Annotated in this window: 14 protein-coding genes and 1 riboswitch; of the genes, 10 read left to right on the top strand and 4 right to left on the bottom strand. The window is 63.5% G+C overall.

The window, feature by feature from the left end:
- The first annotated feature begins 165 nt into the window (after window positions 1–165).
- A complete protein-coding gene (gene addB, locus GX515_00635; protein HHY31517.1) occupies window positions 166–3,777 on the top strand; it encodes a helicase-exonuclease AddAB subunit AddB in 3,612 nt (1,203 codons plus the stop codon).
- Window positions 3,774–7,865, top strand: coding sequence for a UvrD-helicase domain-containing protein (locus GX515_00640; protein HHY31518.1), 4,092 nt, complete (start codon window positions 3,774–3,776; stop codon window positions 7,863–7,865). The genes addB and GX515_00640 overlap by 4 nt, the downstream gene beginning before the upstream one ends.
- 64 nt (window positions 7,866–7,929) lie before the next feature.
- Here GX515_00640 and GX515_00645 read toward each other — a convergent pair whose 3' ends face one another.
- Together GX515_00645 and thiT are read right to left on the bottom strand one after the other, a co-directional pair.
- The gene (locus tag GX515_00645) at window positions 7,930–8,865 is read right to left on the bottom strand and encodes a hypothetical protein (protein ID HHY31519.1); all 936 of its coding nucleotides are present in this window, start codon (window positions 8,863–8,865) and stop codon (window positions 7,930–7,932) included.
- Between the two features lie 983 nt (window positions 8,866–9,848).
- Window positions 9,849–10,478, bottom strand: a complete 630-nt coding sequence (thiT, locus tag GX515_00650; protein HHY31520.1) for an energy-coupled thiamine transporter ThiT — start codon at window positions 10,476–10,478, stop codon at window positions 9,849–9,851.
- Between the two features lie 193 nt (window positions 10,479–10,671).
- A riboswitch (TPP riboswitch) is annotated at window positions 10,672–10,793 on the bottom strand.
- A 73-nt stretch (window positions 10,794–10,866) separates the two neighbouring features.
- Here thiT and GX515_00655 point away from each other — a divergent pair.
- On the top strand, window positions 10,867–11,865 hold the full coding sequence (locus GX515_00655) for a hydroxyacid dehydrogenase (GenBank protein HHY31521.1): 999 nt from the start codon (window positions 10,867–10,869) through the stop codon (window positions 11,863–11,865).
- Between the two features lie 8 nt (window positions 11,866–11,873).
- Here GX515_00655 and gmk read toward each other — a convergent pair whose 3' ends face one another.
- The gene (gmk, locus tag GX515_00660; GenBank protein ID HHY31522.1) at window positions 11,874–12,443 is read right to left on the bottom strand and encodes a guanylate kinase; all 570 of its coding nucleotides are present in this window, start codon (window positions 12,441–12,443) and stop codon (window positions 11,874–11,876) included.
- 94 nt (window positions 12,444–12,537) lie between these two features.
- On the opposite strand from gmk, the gene ade reads away from it, so the two are divergent.
- From ade to GX515_00675, 3 genes are all read left to right on the top strand, one after another.
- Window positions 12,538–14,370 (top strand): adenine deaminase, encoded by a 1,833-nt coding sequence (ade, locus tag GX515_00665; GenBank protein ID HHY31523.1) that lies wholly within the window; start codon window positions 12,538–12,540, stop codon window positions 14,368–14,370.
- 101 nt (window positions 14,371–14,471) lie between these two features.
- Window positions 14,472–14,675 (top strand): hypothetical protein, encoded by a 204-nt coding sequence (locus tag GX515_00670; protein HHY31524.1) that lies wholly within the window; start codon window positions 14,472–14,474, stop codon window positions 14,673–14,675.
- Complete coding sequence (locus GX515_00675) at window positions 14,672–14,875, top strand: hypothetical protein (protein ID HHY31525.1); 204 nt, start codon at window positions 14,672–14,674, stop codon at window positions 14,873–14,875. The genes GX515_00670 and GX515_00675 overlap by 4 nt, the downstream gene beginning before the upstream one ends.
- A 237-nt stretch (window positions 14,876–15,112) precedes the next feature.
- Here the strand turns inward: GX515_00675 and GX515_00680 are convergent, their stop codons facing one another.
- On the bottom strand, window positions 15,113–15,799 hold the full coding sequence (locus tag GX515_00680) for a YIP1 family protein (protein ID HHY31526.1): 687 nt from the start codon (window positions 15,797–15,799) through the stop codon (window positions 15,113–15,115).
- Window positions 15,800–16,034: 235 nt separating this feature from the next.
- Between GX515_00680 and GX515_00685 the strand changes: the two genes are divergently transcribed.
- The 4 genes from GX515_00685 (at window position 16,035) to spoIIE (ending at window position 22,340) form a co-directional block, all read left to right on the top strand.
- Window positions 16,035–17,522 (top strand): efflux RND transporter periplasmic adaptor subunit, encoded by a 1,488-nt coding sequence (locus GX515_00685; GenBank protein ID HHY31527.1) that lies wholly within the window; start codon window positions 16,035–16,037, stop codon window positions 17,520–17,522.
- Window positions 17,523–17,561: 39 nt separating this feature from the next.
- Window positions 17,562–18,260: an ABC transporter ATP-binding protein gene (locus tag GX515_00690; GenBank protein HHY31528.1), complete on the top strand. Its 699-nt coding sequence runs from the start codon at window positions 17,562–17,564 to the stop codon at window positions 18,258–18,260.
- Complete coding sequence (locus GX515_00695; protein HHY31529.1) at window positions 18,257–19,453, top strand: FtsX-like permease family protein; 1,197 nt, start codon at window positions 18,257–18,259, stop codon at window positions 19,451–19,453. The genes GX515_00690 and GX515_00695 overlap by 4 nt, the downstream gene beginning before the upstream one ends.
- A 178-nt stretch (window positions 19,454–19,631) precedes the next feature.
- Window positions 19,632–22,340 carry a stage II sporulation protein E gene (gene spoIIE, locus GX515_00700; protein HHY31530.1) on the top strand — a complete coding sequence of 903 codons (2,709 nt, stop codon included), beginning with the start codon at window positions 19,632–19,634 and terminating at the stop codon, window positions 22,338–22,340.
- The last annotated feature ends 50 nt before the right edge of the window (window positions 22,341–22,390 follow it).

Genomic DNA, 22,390 nt, shown 5'->3' on the forward strand with positions numbered 1-22,390 from the left:
AATGACGTAACGAGCGCCGTTCGTCAAGGCTTAATCGACAAGGCTAATCGACCGGGCGACGGGGCTTGACGGTCGCCAGGGAGGTGCAGGATTTCCAGGCGCGGCAAGGAAAACATAATAAGATACGGCACTCCCGGTCATCTCTTCCGGAAGCGGGGTGCGCTTGTGGGAGTCAGGTTTGTTCTCGGTCGCGCGGGAACGGGAAAGACCACGCTGTGCTTGAACGAGGTCCGCGAGGCCCTTCGCAAGGATCCGTGTGGCCCACCCATGATAATCCTCGTCCCCGAGCAGGCGACGTTTCAGGTGGAACGCGCGCTCGTCAACACCCCGGATCTGCCCGGCTTCATGAGGGCGCAGGTCCTGAGCTTCAAACGGCTTGCCGGCCGCGTGCTCCAGGAGCTTGGCGGCGGCGCCCGCCGGGACATAGGGGATCTGGGAAAGCTCATGGTGCTGCGGTCTCTCATCCGGCAAAAGGCGGGCGAGCTTTCGCTCTTCGTGAAAGGGTCGGAGAGGTACGGGTTCGCGCAGTGCCTTGCGGAAACTCTCCGGGAGCTCGCGATGTACCGGGTAACCCCCGAGGATCTCGAAGCCAGGGCCGCCGAGTTGGACAAGGCAGGCCTCGGCATGACGCCAGTCGCCCTCAAGCTGCATGACCTTGCGGTGGTGGTGCGGGCATATCGCGAGTACCTGGGCGACAAGTTCCAAGACCCCGACGACCATCTCTCGCTAGCCGCCTCGAGGATCGCCCACTCCACGCTGACGAGAGGCGCTTTGGTCTGGGTGGACGGCTTCCGAGGGTTCACGCCTCAGGAGTACTCGGTGCTCGAAGCGCTTCTCTGCGCGGCTCGTCGGGTTAGCGTGGCGCTGTGTTTGGACCCCGATGCGATCGACCACCCTTTTCGTGACACGGATGTGTTCCGCCCCACGAGGGAGACATACGAGAGACTGGTCGCGCTTGCGCGAGAGCTCGGCGTGGGGGTCGAGCCCCCCGTGATCCTGCGGGCGCCTGCGGCGTCCGGCGCCGGGCCGGGAATGGGCGGGAGCACGTCGACGGGCGTGCGGTCCGCTCCCCTTCGCCACCTCGAGCGGGAGTTCGGGCCACGGCGTCCCGCACCTTTCAAGGGGGAGCCGCACGGAATACGGCTTGTGGCTGCGACGAACCCCCGCGCCGAGGTGGAAGCCGCCGCGCGTGAGATCCTGAGGTTGGCACGCGAGGACGGGATGAGATTCCGGGACATCGGCGTGATAGTGGGGGACCTCGAAGCCTACCACGACCTCATCGAGCCCATCTTCAAGGACCACGGCATTCCGTTTTTCATTGATCGTCGGCGTTCCGTGGGCCATCATCCCCTCGTGGAGCTCGTGAGGTCCGCCCTCGATGTGGTGTGTGAGGATTGGGCTTACGACCCAGTCTTCCGCTATCTCAAGACAGACCTCGTTCCGCTATCCCGTCGCGAGGTGGACCTCCTCGAGAATTTCGTGCTGGCCCGCGGCATAAGGGGCACGCGCTGGTTTGATGACAAGGTGTGGACGTGCACGCGCGCCTCGGACTCGGCCTCGGGCTTGGGCTCCGACTCAGCCTCGGAATCGGGCTCGGACCCAGGCTCGAGCCGCGTGCGCTCCGAAGACGAGGACATGACGCGCACGCTCGGTGAGGCGCGCGCCAAAGCCACGGCGGCGCTCGCCGAGTTCCATCACAAGGTGGCGGCGTGCGACGCAAAGCCTGTACACGACATGGCGAGGGCCCTCTTCGAGCTTCTTGCCGCGCTCGGCGTGCGCGAGCGCCTGCAGGAATGGGCGCGCGAGGCTGCGGATGCCGGTGACGTCGAAGGTGCCCGCGAGCATCAGCAGGTGTGGAAGGCTGTGCTCGACCTCCTGGACGAGGTGGTCCAGGCCCTGGGCGACCAAGTCACGGACGTTTCGAGCTTCAGGGAGCTCGTCGAGGCGGGCCTCCAGGGAATGACCCTTGGCCTCATCCCCCCTGCTCTCGACCAGGTTATCGTGGGGTCCGTGGAAAGGTCGAGGCACCCGGCCCTTCGCGCTGCATTCGTGCTCGGAGCCACGTATGACGCCTTCCCCAGGCGGGTGTCGGAGGGAACCGTGCTCTCCGACCGGGAGCGAGAGATACTGCAGGAGAGAGGGTTGACGCTCGCGCCCACAAGCCGTGTGGAGCAGTTCTACGAGCAGTACCATGTGTACGTCGCACTCACGAGGGCTTGGGATCGCCTTTGGGTGAGCTATCCTATGGCGGACGGCGAAGGGCGCGCAATCCGCCCCTCGCCGGTCACGGCGCAGCTCAAGGCCATGTTTCCCACGCTCTCCGAGGAGTTCGCGTGCGAGGACGTGCCGTCGTCATCTGAGAAAGCCCTCGACGCAATCACATCTGAGGCGAAAGCCGCGGCCTTGGTCGTCCGCCACTTCCGGGGAAGCCTGGGGCCGGCCAAACCGGGCCCGCATGGCGCCGCCGGCGAGTGGGACCCCTTCTGGCTGGACCTCTACGAGTGGCTCGTGGAGGATCCCGAACGTCGGCAGCGTGCGCTGCGAGTGCTGAAGAGCCTCGCGTTCACGAACTACGTGGGGAAGCTGGGAGACGACACGGCCCGCGCTCTCTACCCAGACCCCGTGACGGCCAGCGTCTCGCGACTCGAGGCGTTCGCGCGTTGCCCGTTCGCTCACTTCGCCGGGTGGGCCCTCCGCCTCGCCGAGCGAGAGCTCTTCCGGCTCGAGCCACCTGGCATGGGGACGTTCATTCACGAGACCCTTCGCAAGCTCGTGGACGACCTTGGGGACGAACGCGCTCTTGCGGGCCTGTCTGACGCCGAGATAGACGCGAAGGTAGCCAGGATCGTCGAGGAGCTCGCCCCTCGGTTGCAGAACGAGATACTAAGGTCATCAGCAAGGTATGAGTACATCGAGCGGGTCCTCACTCGAATTCTCAGGCGGTCTGCCAAAGTGCTGAAGGACCATGCCTGTCGCAGCGAGTTTAGGTCTGTTGGCCGAGAGGTGGCCTTCGGGCACGGTCGCCTCGAGGGCAGCAGCATTCCCGGCCTCAAACTCGAGATCGACGACGGGCGACGGCTAGTGCTCGTGGGGCGCATAGACAGGGTGGATGTGGCGGAGGCCGGGGGCGTTTCGTACTTGCGCGTGATAGATTACAAGAGCAGCCAGCGGTCGCTGGACCTCCGGGACGTCTACGACGGGATCGCCCTTCAACTCCTCGTGTACCTTGCCGTCGCGGAGGACCATTCGGAGGCGCTCACGCGCGGGCGGGCCGAGCCCGCCGGGGCGTTGTACTTTCCCGCGGCGGACCCGCTGGTAAGCGCGTCAGGTCCGGTCGACGACGATGACCTTGAAAGCAGGAGGAAACGAATGCTCAAGATGACCGGGGTGATCGTGGGCGGTCCGGACGTGGTGCGGCTCATGGACAAGAAGATCCAGGGAGCGTCCGACATCGTGCCGGCTCGTCTCACGAAAGACGGGGAGGTCGCGAAGAGTAGCGGGAGCAACGTGATCGCCCGCGAGAGATACAGGGCGCTTCGGAGGTTCCTGTTGGCGAAGGTGAGGGAGCTGTCGTCGCGGATCGTCGCGGGCGAGGTCGCCGCGAGGCCGTACAGGCGCGGGAAGTTCAGGGCCTGTCAATGGTGCGAGTTCAAGCCCGTCTGTGGTTTCGATATCCTTTTGCCCGGCAACGAGTACCGCGACGCCGTGTGTCTGGAGAATGACGAGTTCTGGGCCGCGGTTGAGCGCAATGTTTCCTCTGAGGGGGACGTGTCATGACCGCCACAGCTCGCGGGAACGTCAATGCGAACAAGGCTCGCTGGACGCCCGAGCAGTGGGAAGCCATAAGCACGAGGGGACGGAATCTCCTCGTATCGGCTGCTGCAGGGGCCGGCAAGACCTCCGTGCTGGTGGAGCGGGTGATCGGCCTTGTCACCGATCCCGAACACCCTGTGGACATCGACAGGCTTCTGGTCGTGACGTTCACTGACGCTGCAGCGGCGGAGATGCGGGAGCGGATATGCGCGGCGCTGGACACGCTGTTGTCGAAGGGCGATGCGAGCAGGGGGCCCGACCCCGCCAGGCTCGCGAGGCAGCTCGTCCTCGTGAAGAAGGCTGACATATCCACGATCCACTCGTTCTGCCACAAGGTCGTGCGCCAGCATTTCTACCGGCTCGATATCGATCCCGCGTTCCGCGTCATGGACGAGGTGGAGGCCGCTCTCCTGCGGCTAGAGACAGCGGACGACCTGTTCGAGGAATGCTACGGAGGGTCGCAGGGCGGCGCGTTCATCGACCTCGTGGAAGCGTACGGGGGCGAGCGGGGGGACGAGGCGCTACGGGAACTCGTGGTTCGCATCTACGAGCGTTCCCGTGGCCAGTCGAGGCCTGGCGCGTGGTTCGACAAGATGGCGGACGCGTTCCACATCGAGCCCACGGCTTCGATAGACGCTCTGCCGTGGACTCGAACGGTGGTCCAGGCGGTGAGCCGCGATCTCGTCCGGGCCAGAGGTCTTCTCGAGCAGGCTCTCTACCTTGCAGGCTCGCCCGACGGACCACGCGAGTACGCTGCCGTGCTACAAAACGACATCGCGGCCTGCTCCCGGATGCTCGAGGCAGCGAAGGCCAGCGGGTTCGCGGGGCTCTATGAGAGCATGTCGGGGCTCTCCTTCGAGAGGCTTCCGAGGATCAAGGGCGGGGCCTGCAACGACACGCTCAAGAAGAGGGCAAAGGACATGCGTGACGCTGCGAGGCGACTCGTGCTGCGCGCGCAACAGACGTACTTCTCCCGTCCCCCTGAGGACTACATCGCGGATGTCCGCAAGGTGGCCCCACTCATGGAGGAACTCGTCAGGGTGGTGAGAGAGTTCGCGCGTCGGTATGGCGAGGCCAAGCGGGCACGGGGGCTCGTTGATTTCTCTGACCTAGAGCACCTCTCGCTGCAAGCGCTCGGAACGTGGGACGAGGAAAGCTGCCGATTCCAGCCCACGGATATCGCACGCGAGCTGGCCGAGAGATACGAGGAGGTGCTCGTGGACGAGTACCAAGACATCAACCCGGTCCAGGACGCCATCCTCACCCTCGTGTCACGCGGCGCCAACACCTTCGTCGTGGGGGACGTGAAGCAGAGCATATATGGGTTCCGCCTGGCCGAGCCGCGGCTTTTCACAGAGAGATACCGCTCGTATTCCACGGCGGTCTCCGGCATGGAGCGCACGATCGACCTCTCCAAGAACTTCCGCAGCCGGCGGGCGGTGATAGATGCCGTGAACTTCGTGTTTCGCCAGGTGTTCTCTGACAGCGTCGCGGGGATCGTGTACGACCGCCCTGCCGAGCTCGTGTACGGGGCAGACTACCCCGACGAATCGGGCGCGGGGTCCATTCCCGATGCAGGTCCAGGCGCGGGCGTCGGCTCCGACGTGAGAACGGCGGGCGCTTTCCCTGTTGAAGTCCATATCATCGAAAGGAAGCCCGCCATCGTTCACGAAGGGGTGAACGAAGACGGCGACGACTCGGCTGAGGAAGCAGGCGAAGGCGCGGGCGGGATGGGCGGTGACGAAGGAGAGCGGCCGGAGACGGCCACGGAAGCCTCGGGAGGAGAGGACGAGCCCACACCCGAGGAGGTAGAGGCCCTCGAGCTCGAAGGCCGGTTCATAGCGGACCGAATCTTGAGGATGGTGACGGGTACTCCCGAGAAGCCCGGACCGGAGTTCCTGGTGTGGGACCGCAACGCCGGGGCGTATCGGCCTGTATCCTACCGTGACATCGTGGTGCTTCTCCGGTCCACACGGCAACGTGCGAACGTCTTCCTGGAGGTGTTCAGGCAAGCGGGCCTGCCCGCCTACGCCGAGCTCGGCACCGGCTATTTCGAGGCCACCGAGGTGGAGGTCATGCTCTCTCTCCTCCGCGTGATCGACAATCCCATGCAGGATATCCCGCTTGCCGCTGTGCTGCGATCGCCGATATTCGGCTTCAGCGCCGACGACCTCGCGCGCGTGCGCGTTTGCCACGAACACGGGGACTTCTATGCCGCTCTCCAGGCGGTCGCGGCCGGGGGGGAGGGCGCGACGGACGCCGCCCAGTCAGGGGGCGATGGTGGCACGGTGCCCGGCGCCGGACGCGTGAACCTTTGCTCGGAGGACCTCCGCACGAGGGTCCAGAGGTTCCTTTGCGACATCGAGCGATGGCGGACGCTCGCGAGGAAGGTGCCGCTCTCCACCCTCATCTGGAGCCTTTACCGCGAGACTGGTTTCCTCGACTACGTCGGCGGGATGCCCGGTGGTGTCCAGCGACAAGCCAATCTCCGGGCGCTCCACGAGCGGGCGCGCCAGTTCGACAGATTCGCCCGGCAGGGCCTGTTCAGGTTCCTAAGGTTTGTGGAGCAGCTCCAGGACGCCGAGGGCGACCTTGGCACGGCGCGGGCTCTCGGCGAGGCAGAGGACGTCGTGAGGATCATGAGCGTCCACAAGAGCAAAGGCCTGGAATTCCCCGTGGTCTTCCTCGCCGACCTCGGAAAAGAGTTCAATCTGAGGGATCTTGCGGGTGACGTCCTCCTCCATCCCGATGCCGGCCTTGGGCCCATGCTGTGCGATGTCCATCGCAGGGTGAAGTACCCCACGCTCGCCCACCGCGCTGTCAAAGAAAGGGCCAGGGTGGACGCGCTTGCAGAGGAGATGCGCATCCTTTACGTGGGCATGACGCGTGCGAAGGAACGCTTGATCTTGGTGGGCTCCGCAACCGACCTCGGAAAACAGGCCGAGCGGTGGTGCGCGGTCGTGTCCCGCCAGGGCTGGGAGTTAGGTGACGACATCCTCCTTTCCGCACGCGGCTTTCTCGACTGGGTCGGCAGCGCGCTGGCGCGCCACCGATGCGGTGCCTGCATCCGCGCTCTCGCAGGGATCAGCGGGGACCCGCTGGACGCAGCGGTGCGCGAGGACCCATCCTGTTTCGAGGTCAAGATATGGAACGCTTCGGACGTGCCTCGAGCCGGCCGGGCATGGGGCCATCCGGAACCCGGGGCGGCGGACGGCGCCGTCTTGGAAGCGATGGCTCTTGGCAAGTCGCTCGGCCGCACCCTCGCGCCCGAGTTCAGGCAAGCGGTCGAAGCGCACATCCGGTGGCGCTACCCGTATGGCGCGCTGGCGGGGCGTGCGGCAAAAACGACTTGGTCCGAGATAAAGCGCAAGTTCGAGCCTGGGCGCGACGATGCAGAGCCGAGAGGGGAGGAGGTGGGCGATGTCAGTCGGGGACTCGCGACCTTCCCGGAGCAGCCAAGGTTCATGCGAGAGTTCAAGATCACCCCGGCCGAGCGCGGACAGGCTATACATCTCGTGCTCCAGCACGTCGACCTCGCCGGCAGGCTGGACGTGCCAGGCATCCAGGCCCGCGTGGACGAGATGGTGGCGTGCGACCTCCTCACGAGAGACCTCGCAAGGACCGTTGACGTCGAGGCTGTTGCGCGGTTCTTCGCGAGCCCGCTCGGGAAACGCGTGGTGGAAGCGCGGGACCGCGTGAGAAGAGAGGTCCCCTTCTACCTAGGTATGGATGTACACACGGTTTATCCGGACATCCCCGAGCAGGCCGCGTGCGACGCCGAACGGGTCGTGGTGCAAGGCATCATAGACTGTCTGGTCGATGAGGGAGACGGCTTCGTCCTCATCGATTTCAAGACTGGGCCGCTTGGCGAGCGAGACCCGCGCGCGGCGGCCGCGGCATACGAAGGACAGATAAGGGTGTACGCCGCAGCCGTGACGGCCGTTTACGGCCGCCCCGTCAAGGAAGCCTACGTTTACTTCCTCGACGCCGGGGCAGCCGTTCGGGTTCAGGCGGACTCTTCCCACGTGGCGGTGGACTCCACCGCGCCGTAAGCATAGGCGTAGGCGCGGGCACGGCATTCGGTCGATGGGCCGCGAAATGGCCTCGGGCGACGCGTCACGGGACGACCACAGGCCGTCTCCTGATGACGTTGCCGAACCGGTCGATGACCGTCTCGACCTTCACGGTGAAATCGCCGAGGACTTTCAGCTTATCTATGGACGACAAGTTCATGAACTGGTGTAGGGTCATCTCGAGCTGACTGTAGAGGTCGTTGAGTTCCTCCTCGCGCTCGTTTATGCGCTGGATCTTCTTTTGCATCTCCTCTTTCATACGCTGGATCTCGCGTTCCTTCTGGGCGAGCTCCTCGAGGAGCTGTTGTTCACGATCGAGCTGTCTGTTGATGTCGATCAAACGGTCTATGAAGCCCTTGAGATCGAGCATTCCCGAAAGCCTTTTCTCGATCCGCTCCACCCTGCCCGGGAGAGTCAGGAGCTCCTCCATGGGGTCAAGCGCAGGGCGCGCCAGGCCTTCTCCGGCGTCCTGTGTCTGCTGAGATGGTCGGGCGGTCACGGCTTCCTCCGCACGCTCCACCACCTCGGTGACAGCCGTCGGGCCCGCCGGTCCTTCCGAGACCTTCCGTTTGATGACGGTGTAGAACCTGTGGCGCAAAGTAAGGTACGGCACCCCGAAGAGGCTGGCGAGGCGCTCTAGCTCTTGCTTGCGCTCGCCCGGCCTTCTTTCGAGCACCTTCATCAGGAGCTTGTCTTCATACTCGGTGAAGATGTGCCTCTTCCTTCTCTGTCTTCTACCCTGGCTTCCGCCCCGGGCACCCTCCGGAGCCCGTGGTCCCGTCGCCGCGTTCTCCTCCGCTTCGACCGCGGTCCCCGCTATAGGTTCCATCCCGGCGTTCAAGCCCGGGTCGGGCGATGCCGCGACGGGCGACGCAGCGAGAGCTTCCTGGGCCCGAGATTCTCTGCTACGGGCCTCGAGCCTGGTTTCCACCTCCGCCATGTCGCTCTGTACCGTTGTGACCTCTCTCACGCTTTCCATCCCGTCATACCTCCTATTTGTATTGCGAGTCTACGCTTTGTTCCGAATGCCTTAACCCGAGTTAACCCGAGTCTACATCGGTCGTCATCCGCCACAATGTTGCGTCATCCTCCAGCACGTGAGTTTCGTCCGGTATTGCCGCTCTTTGTCTCGGGGAATGCCGTGCTCTTGCGAGCCTCGTTCGAACTCGGCGCTTAAGACACTTAAGACAGCCGAATTCCCCACGCCGCGTCGTGCAAGCACGGCAACCCTGACTCCGTCAAGAAAGGAGACGACAACTCACGGCGCCATACTTAGGTCTCTTTCTCTAAACCCTTCAGACAGCCCGGTACCCCACCTGACCCGGCTCGCGAGGGGCGCACGGCGCGGCGCCGCCCGGGCCACATCGGATCGGTCGATAACAGTATGCCTTTTCATACGGGTCATTATGCCCTCCATTTACACAGTATGCATACGCGCCCGCGCCGCGATCGGCTGGTCCGGCCCGGGCTGCTGCTACACATGATCACGATCGACTCGGAGGTTGCACAGACTGCATGCTCAGTCACGGAGATGGCAAGTGGAGCACGTGCGCTGCGCACGTGGCGGTCGCTTCAACTTCGGAGTGGCTTGTGCATAACTGAGGCCTGCAAGAGGTCACGAGCCTGCGCAGGTGCTGTGTCCGGGAGCGCCCCCGCTGCGAGTCGGGTCTGGCTTCCGACGTCTACGGCCGGTGCCGCTTAACACCGGAGCGCAGCTCAAGGCGTTGCTCAATGGGCGTCACCCAAGATCCCAAGAGAACTTGGGAATGGGTGACGCCCACAGCTAAGGAGCGGAAAGAAGGAGTGGAGCGTAGGTATGGGGATGAGATCAAGAGCGCGATCAAGAGCGCCCCATGTCAGACGCTTTCCGCACTTAGTTCATCGTCAGCGCCCCTCGCACGATACGCACAACACACATGGACAGACAACACCGCAACGCTCGCCGTTGCGAAGCTTACACCCTTACACCCTGCGCGCATGAGCAGCGCGGCGGCCGCGCCCGCGGCCCAGCCCGACCCCGAGAAACACCATGATTATCATGGCGATTATGACCTCGGGGACCATGTAGGTCGCGTTGTAAGTGAGCGAGTACACCCACACATTTGAGCCTTCGGGCGCGTAGCTGGCGAAGTACACAACGCCTGAGATAACGTGCATGAGGAGCCTCAGCGCGCCGCCCACCAGCACGCCCACCAGCGGTATGCCGGGGAACAGCCCAGCTAAGCCCAGCACTCCGAACGCAAGCGGGTAGTCAATGAGGAATTGAAGCGGGTGCACCACGTACGGGTCCAGCACGAGTTTCACCATGCCGAGCACGAGCCCGGCCAACACGCCCGTGCCGGCCCCCCTCCGCAGGGCAACGTAGAAGATGGGCACCATCTCAAGGGAGATCGACCCACCCTGAGGCATCCTGAACACCCTGATGAGGCTGAGCACCGCCGAGAGCGCGACGGCCACGCCCACCTCCGTCACCACCTGAGCGGGCCCGCGTCCCTGGCCCTCCTGCAGGGGCCTCGTGAGCCTGATAAGGCCGATGAGTAACGCCAGGGCCGCTACTACTTCCGCCACGATCCGCCAGTCGACGCTGTTCATGTGAGAGCCCTCCTCGGTTTCATGTTGGTGTTGCATCGGTGTCCGTCAGGAAGCAAACGCGACGCAGGACAGCCGACGGCCACGGGAGACGGCCACGGGTGAGAGAGACGATACGGGGAGGCGCGAGACGGCGAGACGCGAGACGGCCGCGGAACCCGCCCGGTGTCGTCCGGAGTCCACGGCCGTCGAGATGTGGTCTTGCGAGCCGCTTCCCTACGCTGGTATTACCCAGACGGAGTCTTCCGAATCAGGTTCGAAGGGTAGACGCCAAGACGCGCCTTCTCAGCCGCTTTCGCAGCACCCCTAGCGAGCTCCCGTGTGAACTTTTCCAGGTACATTATGCCACGGGGCCACGAATGAGCGCAAGTGGGTGTGGGAAAATAAGCGCATGAAGGTCGCCTTCTTTGAGGTGGAGAAATGGGAGAGAGAGCGGTTCCGCGCGCGGCTCCGCGATGTCCAGCCGCTATTCTTCGCAGACACCGTGCAGGAAGTCGAGCGGGGAGAGTTCAAAGACGCGGAGGGGCTTTGCGTCTTCATATACTCGCGCTTGACGAGAGATGTCATTATGTCCCTCCCGAGGCTCCGCCTGATTGCAACAAGGTCGACCGGTTTCGACCACATCGACCTCGATGCGTGCAGGGAGCGCCATATCACGGTCACCAACGTCCCTTACTACGGGGAGAACACTGTGGCGGAGCACACATTCGGGCTCATCCTGTCGCTTGCCCGCAACATCCACAAGGCGTACCTGCGAACGATCCGGCAGGACTTCTCCCTGGAGGATCTGCAGGGATTCGACCTAAAGGGCAAGACCATCGGGGTGATCGGCGCGGGAAGGATAGGGCTCCACGTCATTCGCATCGCGAGAGGGTTCGGAATGGAGGCGCTGGCGTACGACATCAGGCGAGACCGGTTTATCGCAGAGATACTGGGTTTCAAGTACGTCCCCCTGGACGAGCTGCTTGCATCGTCCGACGTGATCTCTCTGCACACCCCGTATAGCGAATCAACTCATCACATCATCAACCGGGATACCCTTGCGAAAGTCAAGCGTGGCGCGCTGCTCATAAACACGGCGCGCGGGGCGCTCGTGGACACGGAAGCTCTCCTGTGGGCGTTAGACCAGGGGATACTTCGCGGGGCCGGTCTGGACGTGCTGGAAGGCGAGGAACTCATGATGGAGGAAGGGTATGTTCTACGCAAGGAGTACTCAGCTGACGTGCTGCGGACCTTCGTCCGCAACCAGATGCTCCTGCGCCGGGAGGACGTGGTGGTGACGCCGCACAACGCCTTCAATAGCAGGGAGGCCGCTATAAGGATCCTCGAGACGACCATCGAGAACATTGAGAGGTTCATGGAGGGGCAGCCGCAGAACGTGATTGTGTAGCATTCATATCACATCGTTTCGTCTCGCGTGGCGCGGTGACGGGCTATGATCCCGGCGATCTCGGCGACCGCCTGGTCAACCGACCGGTTCACCACGATGTGGTCGTAAGTCGGCGCGAACGCCAGCTCCTCGTCGATGCGGGAGATGCGCGCTCTGAGCTCGTCCGCTGGGCAATCGCCGCGCGATGCAAGCCTCTCGAGGAGGTCATGTACTTCGGCGGGCATTATGAATATCGACACGCACGACGGCCATCTTCTCACGAATTCCTCCTTTCCATACACATCGAGAACGATCACAAAGTCGAGCGTACGGGACTGAAGCGCTTCTTCCACCGCGTGCTTAGGCACACCATAGTAGTTGCCGTAGGTCTCTTTCCACTCCGCCAGGTCGCCGTGCTCGATCATCCGGAGGAACTCCTCCCTCGAAACGAAACGATAGTCCCTGCCATCCACTTCGCCCTCCCGTGGGGCCCTGGTCGTGGCTGTTGTCAGGCGGGCGAGGTTCGGGACGCGCCCCACGAGCTCCTTCACTATAGTGGTCTTCCCCGCTGCAGACGGTGCCGAGATGATGAAGAGCATTCGCGTCCTCCTTCCGTCTTTACAGGAAGGAGTTTCCCCTAACCCGCCGAATTTCCTTCAAGACTCGCGGCGGCTTGGAAAGGAGCGAGGACGGATGTTGCATTCCGGCGCGCGCAGGCCTTTGTACGATGTAGGTCGGGAGTTAGTTGCGACTGCTATGGGGCGTGAACCCGCGGACGTCGTTATCCGTGGGGGGAAGCTGGTCAACGTGCACACCGCGGAGATCCAGGATGGTGTGGACGTGGCAGTGCGCTCCGGCCGAGTGGCCCTGGTCGGAGACGCCTCGCGGTGTATCGGGCCAGGCACGCGGGTCATGGACGCGGGCGGGTATTACCTGGTTCCGGGCTTCTTGGACGGGCACGTCCATGTGGAAAGCAGCATGATGACTGTGCGGGAGTTCGCCAAGGCCGTCCTCCCGTGCGGCACCACCGCCATATTCATGGACCCTCACGAGATCGCGAACGTCCTCGGCGTCGAGGGCGTGCGCCTCATGCTTGAGGAGGCGCGCGGCCTGCCGCTGAAGGTCTTCGCCACGATGCCGTCATGCGTGCCGGCGGCGCCGGGCTTCGAGGACGGAGGCGCGGTCATCGGCCCTGACGCCATTCGCGAGGCCATGGCCTGGGACGAGGTGGCAGGCCTGGGAGAGATGATGAACTACCCTGGGGTTCTTGCGGGCGACGAGAAGGTCCATGAGGAGATCCGGCAGACTTTGAAAGCGGGCAAAGTGGTCACCGGGCACTACTCGATTCCGGACACAGGGCCTGACCTCGCGGCATACGTGGCCGCGGGGATCATCTCGGACCACGAATCCACACGGGCTGAGGACGCCCTCGCCAAGCTGCGCCTTGGGATGTACGCGAAACTGCGAGAAGGGTCCGCGTGGCGCGACATCAAGGCCACGATCAAGAGCTACACCGAAACGGGGATAGACCCTCGACATATCGTCCTCGTGACCGACGACGCACATCCTGATACGCTCGTCACCCTCGGACACGTGAACCACGTGGTGAGGCGCGCCATCGAGGAGGGAGTCCCTCCGGTAAGGGCGATCCAGATGGCCACCATCAACACCGCCGAGTGCTTCAGAATGAGCCAAGACCTCGGAAGCATCGCGCCGGGCAAGGTGGCGGATATCCTCTTCATCGGCGACCTCGCGGATCCTCGTCCTGACAGAGTCATGGCTGACGGAGAGATCGTGGCCGAGGGCGGGCGCACGGCGGTGGACATGCCCTCGTTCGCTTACCCGGATTTCGCGACGCGGTCGGTCCGCCTCGCGAAGCGCCTGGAGCCCGGGGACTTCCGGATCACCATCGATCCCGGGTTTTGGGCTGGGGTGCGGCCAGGGCAGGCTCCGAGCCGGAGCGTACGGGCGCGCGTGATCGAGGTTATCGAGGCGAGCGCTCTCACGAGGCACGTGGAGATCGACATCCCCGTGGACGAGAACCGCGAGGTGCGGGCATGTCCCGAAAAGGATGTGGCGAAGGTCGCGGTTGTGGAGCGTCACAGGGCATCTGGAACCATGGCGGTGGGACTGGTCCGTGGTTTTGGCCTCTCGGACGGCGCTGCTGCGTCCACCGTCGCACACGACAGCCACAACTTGCTCGTGGTGGGCATGAACGACCAGGACATGGCCGTGGCGGGCAACATCCTCGCAGAGGCGGGCGGCGGGATGGTCGTGGTGAAAGGCGGGGAGCCCCTTGCGTTCCTGCCGCTCCCTATCGCGGGCCTGATGTCAGCGGAGCCTGTGGAGAGGGTCCGCGCTGGCGTGGAGGAGCTCGCGCGGGCGTGGAGGGCGCTGGGCTGCACCATGACGTCGCCGTTCATGACCATGGCTCTCTTGGCCCTGCCCGTGATCCCGGAGCTCCGGATCACGAACAGGGGCCTCGTGGACACGCGGGAGTTCAAGTTTGTAGGCTTGCTTGTGTAGCCTTGTGTGACACGGCTTGGCACGCGGCGCGGTTCGCACGGAACAAGTCCTGCAGCCGAGAGGCGAGGAGGCTCCGGCGAGGAGGAGGGAGGTCTGGCATCGTGGCTCAGATCGTGGCCTTTCAGGGCGAGAGAGGCGCGTACAGCGAGGAAGCGGTGGTGAAGTTCTTCGGCGAAATCGTCCCAGGAAAGCTGGACGTGTTGCCTTGCCGAAGCCTGCCCGATGTGTTCAAGGCGATCAACGAGGGGGTGGCCACGGACGGGCTCATACCTATTGAGAACTCCGTGGCTGGTGCCTCGGCGTGATAGCGTACAGGCAAATCAACATGACCAGGCTCGAATCCCGGCCTACCCGTGGCAAGCCATGGCAATATACATTCTACCTTGATCTGGAGACTCACATCTCGGAGCCCGCGTGTCAGGACGCCATCTATGAGCTCAGACGGAAAACCGTCTTCACGAGAGTCCTCGGCTCCTTTCCAACCGATGCGGCAGCTACGGGCTAGCAACGGCCAAGTGGAGACCCGAGAGTGCTTCTGATCATTCGGATGGGGTGCCGGTTATTGCACGAGGACGCATGGAGAATCTGGCTATCTCACGCGCCAAATCCGGATTGGTGTACGCAACAGAGAGGGCCCATCACCCGAGGAGGGCGGGGCCCGCAACCCTGGACAGGATATATCTGCCGGAGAGCAGCGTGAGATGTGGCGATCTAACCCACTGGGTGACCTACCGCCACACCTCTATTGTGGCACCTGGAGCATCTCGGTGAACTGACGCCCGAGGTGCGCGCTCGCCACGGACAGGCCGACCACGATGAGCCAGAGCACGATGGTCGCAGCCGCGGACTTCGAGGTGCTGACCTTCCAGAGCTTGGCGAGGGCTACTGTGCTCAACGCGATGTAGATGAGCCCGAACACGTTGACCGCGTTCAACACAACGCCGAGAGGCGTCGCGGCCTGCTCTGCGGAAAGCATCATGCCGAGACCCAACGTGACCGAGCGCCCCGTGGTCGCGAACGCGATGGCGGAGACGAGCGCGGAAAGCACCTGCGTCACGTTGAGATAACCGGACACCGCCAAGCTCTGTGAGAACGTGGACTTTGCCCCGAGAAGCGAGCCGACGCCCATGAAGATCAAGGCACGTATGGGCCACCACACGAGAAGGCCGAGGATGAGCCCGAGTATGCCGCTTACCGCGGTCAAAGCAGGCGGCGGCATGGGGACGCCGGTTGGCGTCGTCTCGGGAAGGGTGTTCAGGGTTGAGATTATCGATACAACCGAGAGCGCTCCGGTGATGATGATGAAGAGCACCGGCCCAGCTGCGTCGGGCCTCGCCACTATGTCATCGAACGTCGCGCCTGGGTCGATCAGCACGCCCGGCATGCGGGCGAGGAGTCCTTTTCGGGGCTTTACGGTCGTGTCTGTCATTGCAGCCGTCCCCTTTCTGGCTTTCTTCGGGCCTGTTCGTCGTCTGCCACGGCATGTTAATTCGCGTGCGGCGCCCTGTTTCCTTCATCATGATGAGACCACACGTTGAAATTAAGATCCGCGTCCCACCGGAGGTGACGTCGTTCCTCAGGCGAATAAGTGTGATGGGGGCGACGTCAAAACAAGTTGAACATATGCGGCTTCACGCGGCTATACGCGAAGGGAGTGTGCTCGATTGTCGCGCAGGCGGAGAACGATCCTCGTCGTTGCAGGTCTCGTGGGCATCGTGGTCCTCACCATACTGGGCAGCAAGCTGTCGGGCGAGAGGAGACCCACGTACACAGTGGATACCCTCGTGGTCGAGCCCAAGGAGTTCGCGGTGACCGTCTCGGCGCAAGGCACGGTGGAGCCCATATCCACGGTTGAGGTAAGGGCGCAAGTGGCCGGACGTGTCGCGGAGGTCCTCGTCGAAGAGGGTGATGTGGTTGGAGCCGGCCAGGAGATCGTCCGGCTCGACCAGTCCGATCTGTTGGCCCAGTTGGAGCAGGCAAAAGCGGCCATCGCCTCCGCGGAGGCGGACCTCGCCCACTTCGGACCGCCGTCTACCGTCGAGACGGGGAAATCTCTCGAGGTACAGCAGGCGGAGGCGCAGCTCGCTGCGGCGCGCGCCAGGCTTGCTGAGACAGAACGAGGCCCCTCGGAGGCGCAGATCGCCCAGGCCCGCGCACAGCTGACCCAGGCGGAAACGGCTCTCAAAGACGCAGAGAGGAATCTCCAGGCCATGGAGACGCTGTATGAAGAGGGCGCGGTCGCCAAATCCGCGCTTGACGAGGCGAAAACCCGGGCGGTAAATGCCCGGGCTGCATACGATTCGGCAAAGAGGCAGTACGACGCCCTTATCGCGTCACCGACCTCTGAGGAATTGGAGATAGCTCGCGCGCAATTGAAGGAAGCCGAGATAGCTCTGGCCATGGCGAGAGAGCGTGAGTTATCCAACGAGAAGAGCAGGCAGGCCGCCATGGCCCGTCTGGAGCAGGCCAAGGCGAACCTAGCGTTGACTCAGGTCCAGCTCGCGAGGGCACGCATCGTGGCGCCCACCGACGGCACGGTCATCAGCGTACCGGTCAAGAAATGGGCTGTGGTCACCGACGGGATGCCCGTGGCGACGTTGGCACGGCCGGGCGGCGTAAGAGTCAGGGCACGCGTGGACGAGACGGATATCGCCGCTGTTGCTCCGGGGCAGCGAGCCACCTTTACGACGGACGCGTTGGCCGGGGTTGAGTTCAGCGGCAGGGTGTGCGAGATCGCGCCCGCGGCCGTCGCGGATGGCACCGTGCCCCGATTCCCCGTGCTCATTCAACTGGATGACGGGCCGTCGGGGCTGCTGCCGGGGATGAGCGCGGACGTGGAGATCGTCACCTATTCGAGGCCAGATGCCCTTGTTGTGCCGCTTCAAGCCGTTCTCGAGAAGAACGGGGACAGAACGCTGTTCCTGGTGGACCCGGAGACCTCCACGGTGAAAGAAGTCAAGGTGACCGTGGGCCGGGAGAGCCTTATGGACGCGGAGATCCTCGGCGGAATAGACCGCGGCGACGAAGTCGTGGTCGGAGACGCGACGGTCTTGAAGAAGCTTAAGGACGGCGACCGCGTGAAACGCAGGGCTGAGAAGAAGGACGATGCACAGACCTCAGGCCTCGAGGTGCGCGTGCAGACCGGGCCGTAAGGCCACGAGCACCGGCAGCGGGAGGAAAGGTGAAAGCAAGTGATCGTCGTACGAGACCTCGAGAAGGTATACACAACCGGGGCGATCCAGGTGGCCGCGCTGCGCGGAGTGTCTCTCGAGATCCGGGCGGGAGAGTTTGTGTCCATCATGGGCCCGTCCGGCTCGGGCAAGTCGACCCTTATGAACATCCTTGGCTGTCTCGACAAGCCCACCCGAGGCATCTACCGCCTCGATGGGAGGCTCGTGAGCGACCTTTCCGATGACGAGCTCGCGGAGGTAAGAAACAAAAAGATCGGCTTCGTCTTTCAAACGTTCAACCTGCTGCCAAGGGCTACCGCGCTGGAAAACGTGGAACTGCCGCTCACGTACGGCGGGGTTCCCGCTGCCGAGCGCAGGCGCAGGGCGGTGGAGGCGCTCGAGGCCGTCGGTCTCGGACAGCGCATCAAACACAAGCCCAACGAGCTTTCGGGTGGCCAGGCGCAGAGGGTGGCCATCGCGCGAGCACTCGTCACCGCTCCGTCCATTATCCTTGCGGACGAGCCCACGGGAAACCTGGACAGTAAAGCGGGAGAGGAGATCATCCGCATACTCGAGACCTTGAACGAACAGGGGATGACAATCGTGATGGTTACGCACGATCCCGACGTCGCGTCCCATACAGACCGCGTCATTCGACTGAAAGACGGCATGGTTGTTGGTGACGAGGCTGCTGGAGAGGGCGGGGTGGACGAGGGATGAGCCTCTATGAGTGCGTCAAGCTTGCTCTCCGCAGCCTCCATGCGAACAAGATGCGGTCAGTCCTTACGCTGCTAGGCATCATCATAGGTATAGCCTCTGTCATCACCATGATCTCCATGGGCGAGGGCGCCAAGAGGTTGGTGACCGGGGAATTCGTGGGCATGGGCGCCAACCTCATCTTCGTTCAGCAAGACTACACCCGCCAAGAGGTGATCTGGGGACACGTCAAGCCGCTTACCGTGGATGATGCGGACCTCATACGAAAGGCGTGCTCCGCTGTGTCCGACGTGAGCGTCACCAAGGTCGCGCCGGCGGTTGTGAAGTATGGCGCGAAACGTCAGAACGTCAACGCGACTTTCACGGACGATGGCCTTTCTTCGACACAGGGTGGGATGCTTGCCGAGGGAAGGCTCCTCACGGAGCTTGATGTCACAGCCCGCCGTCCTGTTGTCGTCTTGGGAGGAGGCCTGGCTCGAAAGTTGTTCGACGCCAAGAATCCTCTCGGGGAAAAGGTCAAGGTGAACGGGCTTTCGTTCGTCGTGGTCGGGTGCCAGAAAGAGCAAGGCAGGAGCATCTTTGGAGACAGCACGGCGGACATGTCCGTCTACCTGCCCATAAGCTATGCCCGCCGCATGACGGGCACGGATGACGTGGCGGCGATCACGGTCGAGGCCGTGGACGTCGCTCACGTTAAACAAGCCACAGATCAAATCAACGCGGTCCTCGCCCGCAAGTATGGTGAAAATCCCCCGTTCATGGTGATCAGCAGCTCCACGATACTCAAGTCGGCTGAGACTGTGATGAGCATATTCACGGTTATCCTCGCGGGCATAGGGAGCATATCATTGCTGGTCGGCGGCATTGGCGTCATGAACATCATGCTCGTTTCGGTGACCGAGAGGACGCGCGAGATCGGCATAAGGAAGGCGCTCGGGGCCAAGAGGCGCGACATACTGAGGCAGTTCATAGTGGAAGCCGTCGCGCTCTGTCTCGCCGGCGGTGTGGTGGGAACCTTGCTCGGTAGCGGCGGTGCGGCCCTCCTGTCTAAGCTGGCGAAATGGCCGACCTACGTATCTCCGCTCGCGATCTTCGTGGCGTTTTTCTCGGCGACCGCGGTTGGGCTCGTTTTCGGGGTATACCCTGCATACAAGGCAGCGAACCTCGACCCTATCGAGGCTCTTCGTTACGAATAGAGAGCGGGGCAGATTCCCGCCCTTCCCCGCAAGTCCTGGCGATTCGTCGCCGTGTGTGTCGGTCGATTCCTCCGGGGCGGGTACAATTTCCGTCAGGTTCCCCCCGTGGCCCTATGGTATCATCCTCGCGGATGCGGAATTGCCGCAAGGTATCAGACTCGAGAAGGGGGAACCATGCATGGCAGGACGCACTGTACACCGGTTTTCCAACGCTTCCACGCGACCGGAGGTGCCAGGATGCAAGGCAGCTGAGGCTCTGGGTTCGGGCGAGACCGGGGCTGGCGGCGGCGCGGTTCGGAAGGTGTACATTCCCAAGGGAAAAACTCGCGTGTGGGGGGTGCCGGCCGAGCTCCCGAGCGACCTCGACCCGGATGGAACAGGGGGCGGCGGGCGAGGCGGGCCTCGACCCGGAAGTGGCGGCCGGGCCCTTGCGTTCTTGTCGGGGACGTTCTCTCCTGAGTCGGTGACGTCCAGCATTGTCGGCTTCCTCCTCGGGAGGGCGATGCTCCTGGGCACAGCGTCTCCTTTCGGGCTCGCCTATCTTGCCCACGTGGCCGCAACACGCGACGATGCGCTTGTGCTGACCGCCATGGGAGTCTTTCTCGGCATGGCGGGGCCGGTTCTGAACGCGCGTACCATCTGGCCCGCCCTTCCGGTGGCTCTTGTGGCTCTCGCAGGGCGTCTTGCGTCGCGAAGGGTGAAACAGAACGTGTTTGTCCTGCCTGCCGTGGTCCTTTCCCTCGGATTCGCGCTTCCCTGGACCGTGAAGACTCTCATAGGTTTCCCTGCGTCCTCGTTTCCTGTAGCTGCACTCGAGGCGATCATCGGCGCAGTGGCGGCGGGCGTGTTCTCGTGGGGCAGAAACGGCTGGCTTGCCGGCTCGGACGCAGACCGGCGAGACGCGGCAGACCTCGAGGATATCGCTTCACTGAGCCTCCTGTGCGCTGGGATCACCATGGGCCTCGCGGGTCTTGAGTGGCGCGGCGTCGGTGCCGGTGCGGTCGTGGCCGGTTTGGCGACCATCGTGATAGCCTACGCAGGAGGTGGAGCGCTCGGGGCAGTTTCAGGTGCCCTCATGGGCCTTGCGTGTGCTATGTCCGGGCAAGGGGGAGCACCCGTGGTGGGAGCCTATGCGGTGGGCGGGTTCGTGGCCGGAGTATTCCGCCATCACGGCAAGATCGCTTCGGCGGGTGGATTCTTCGCCGGCGCGTCGCTTCTCGTGTTCCAGGTGGCTTCCGGCGCCGCCGTCCCCGCGTTCATGGCGCAGCTTGCTGCGTCGGGAATCGGGTTCATGTGCGTGCCACACAGGTACCTCTACAAGGCTAGGGCCCTCGTTCCCTCGGTCACCCGCACGTCGGCAAGCGGAGACGCGCACGCCCGCCGAGTTCAGGAGGTTCTGTCCAGGAAACTCCAAGACTTTTCCAAGGTCTTCGATGACCTCTCATCCATGCTGAAGCAGACGCCGTACGATCCTGATCTCGCGGAGCGCGCGGACGTCGCATGTGTCCTCCACAGAGTAGCCCAGCTGGCTTGCAGCCGCTGCAGGTCATACCTCTTTTGCTGGCAGGACGTCTTTCACAGGACCTTCCGCGACGTGCTCGACCTGGTTGCCCTCGCTGAGCTCAAGGGCAGGGTGGACCCGTCGGAAGTGAAGGGCCAGCTGAGGCGACGATGCATCGACATCCCTGGCCTTGTGGCCGCCGTGAACAGCACGACCGGGACTTTCCGGCAGAATCTCACATCCGCGAGACGCCTTGCAGAAGGCCGCCAGATGCTGTCAGGGCAGCTGCAGGGGGTGGCCACGATCCTGCGCGGCCTTGGAGAGGATGTGTGGCAGCGTGTGGAGTTCGAAACCTGGTCGGAGGAGCGGATCGCGAAGGAGCTCGCGCGGTTTGGCTTTGGGATATCTGAGGTGAGCGTGGTAGCGCGGAACAGGGGACGGCTGGACGTGACAATCAAGAAAAACGCTTGCTGCGGCGAGGAGGAATGCAAGAAAGCCATAGCGCCTCTCGTTTCGCGCCTGATGGGGCGGCATATGGAGGCATCGAAGATCCGGTGCGGAGCGAGGGGCGGCCTTCCCACGTGTGAGGTGCTTTTGTCACAGGCACGTGTGTTCGGGCTGGCCACGGCCGCGAGCGTGCTTGCCAGAGGCGGAAGCGCTGTGTCAGGAGACACCCACTCCGTGTTGGAACTCGCCGACGGCAGGATGGTGTTCGTGCTGAGCGATGGCATGGGCGCGGGCGAGGCCGCGGCGGTCGAAAGCTCCACCGCGGTCAGCATGTTGGAGCGGCTGCTCGAGGCTGGGTTCGATGATGAGTTCGCCGTGAAGACCGTGAACCTCATCCTGCTCCTGCGGTCCTCGGGGGAGACCTTCGCCACGCTGGACGTAGTCACCGTCGACCTCGGCACGGGCGATGCACAGTTCATAAAGGTTGGATCGCCTCCAAGCTTTATCAAGGGCGCGCGCGGGGTGACCGTGATCGAATCCGCGACGCTGCCCGCAGGCGTCTTCGACGCGATAGATGTGGAGAAGACCCACGCGAAGCTGTCCGATGGTGACCTCCTCGTTATGGTGAGCGATGGTGTGCTGAACGCCGCGGAGCGCTCGCAGGAAAGAGGCGAGTGGGTCACGGCTGCCCTTTCGCGGCTCTCGTCCGATGAGCCTGAGGAGGTGGCCCGTTTCATCCTTGACAAGGCTCGCCAGTACTACAAAGGGAGGACGCCGGACGACATGACGGTCGTGGTGGGCCGTGTGTACCGCCGCCTATCTGACAAGAAGCTTGCGTACGGTCCCGGGATGCCTGACCTCGCTCCCGCGCGAGCCCGAGGACCGGTGGCGCAGCGTGGCCTGGCTGCAATGCCCATGACCGCTGTCGGCGACCGGTAACACGCGCGCATGGCGCATAGCGCGGCTCCCGTCCGAAAATGGTATAATCA

Source organism: Bacillota bacterium (assembly GCA_012842395.1).
In the GTDB taxonomy this organism is placed as follows: domain Bacteria; phylum Bacillota; class SHA-98; order UBA4971; family UBA4971; genus UBA6256.

What these genes read in the sequence shown, in the direction of transcription:
- GX515_00640 (HHY31518.1), top strand. Translation starts at nt 3,774, where the DNA reads ATGACCGCCACAGCTCGCGGGAACGTCAATGCGAACAAGGCTCGCTGG.
- GX515_00645 (HHY31519.1), bottom strand. Translation starts at nt 8,865, where the DNA reads ATGGAAAGCGTGAGAGAGGTCACAACGGTACAGAGCGACATGGCGGAG.
- thiT (HHY31520.1), bottom strand. Translation starts at nt 10,478, where the DNA reads ATGAACAGCGTCGACTGGCGGATCGTGGCGGAAGTAGTAGCGGCCCTG.
- GX515_00655 (HHY31521.1), top strand. Translation starts at nt 10,867, where the DNA reads ATGAAGGTCGCCTTCTTTGAGGTGGAGAAATGGGAGAGAGAGCGGTTC.
- gmk (HHY31522.1), bottom strand. Translation starts at nt 12,443, where the DNA reads ATGCTCTTCATCATCTCGGCACCGTCTGCAGCGGGGAAGACCACTATA.
- ade (HHY31523.1), top strand. Translation starts at nt 12,538, where the DNA reads ATGTTGCATTCCGGCGCGCGCAGGCCTTTGTACGATGTAGGTCGGGAG.
- GX515_00680 (HHY31526.1), bottom strand. Translation starts at nt 15,799, where the DNA reads ATGACAGACACGACCGTAAAGCCCCGAAAAGGACTCCTCGCCCGCATG.
- GX515_00695 (HHY31529.1), top strand. Translation starts at nt 18,257, where the DNA reads ATGAGCCTCTATGAGTGCGTCAAGCTTGCTCTCCGCAGCCTCCATGCG.
- spoIIE (HHY31530.1), top strand. Translation starts at nt 19,632, where the DNA reads ATGGCAGGACGCACTGTACACCGGTTTTCCAACGCTTCCACGCGACCG.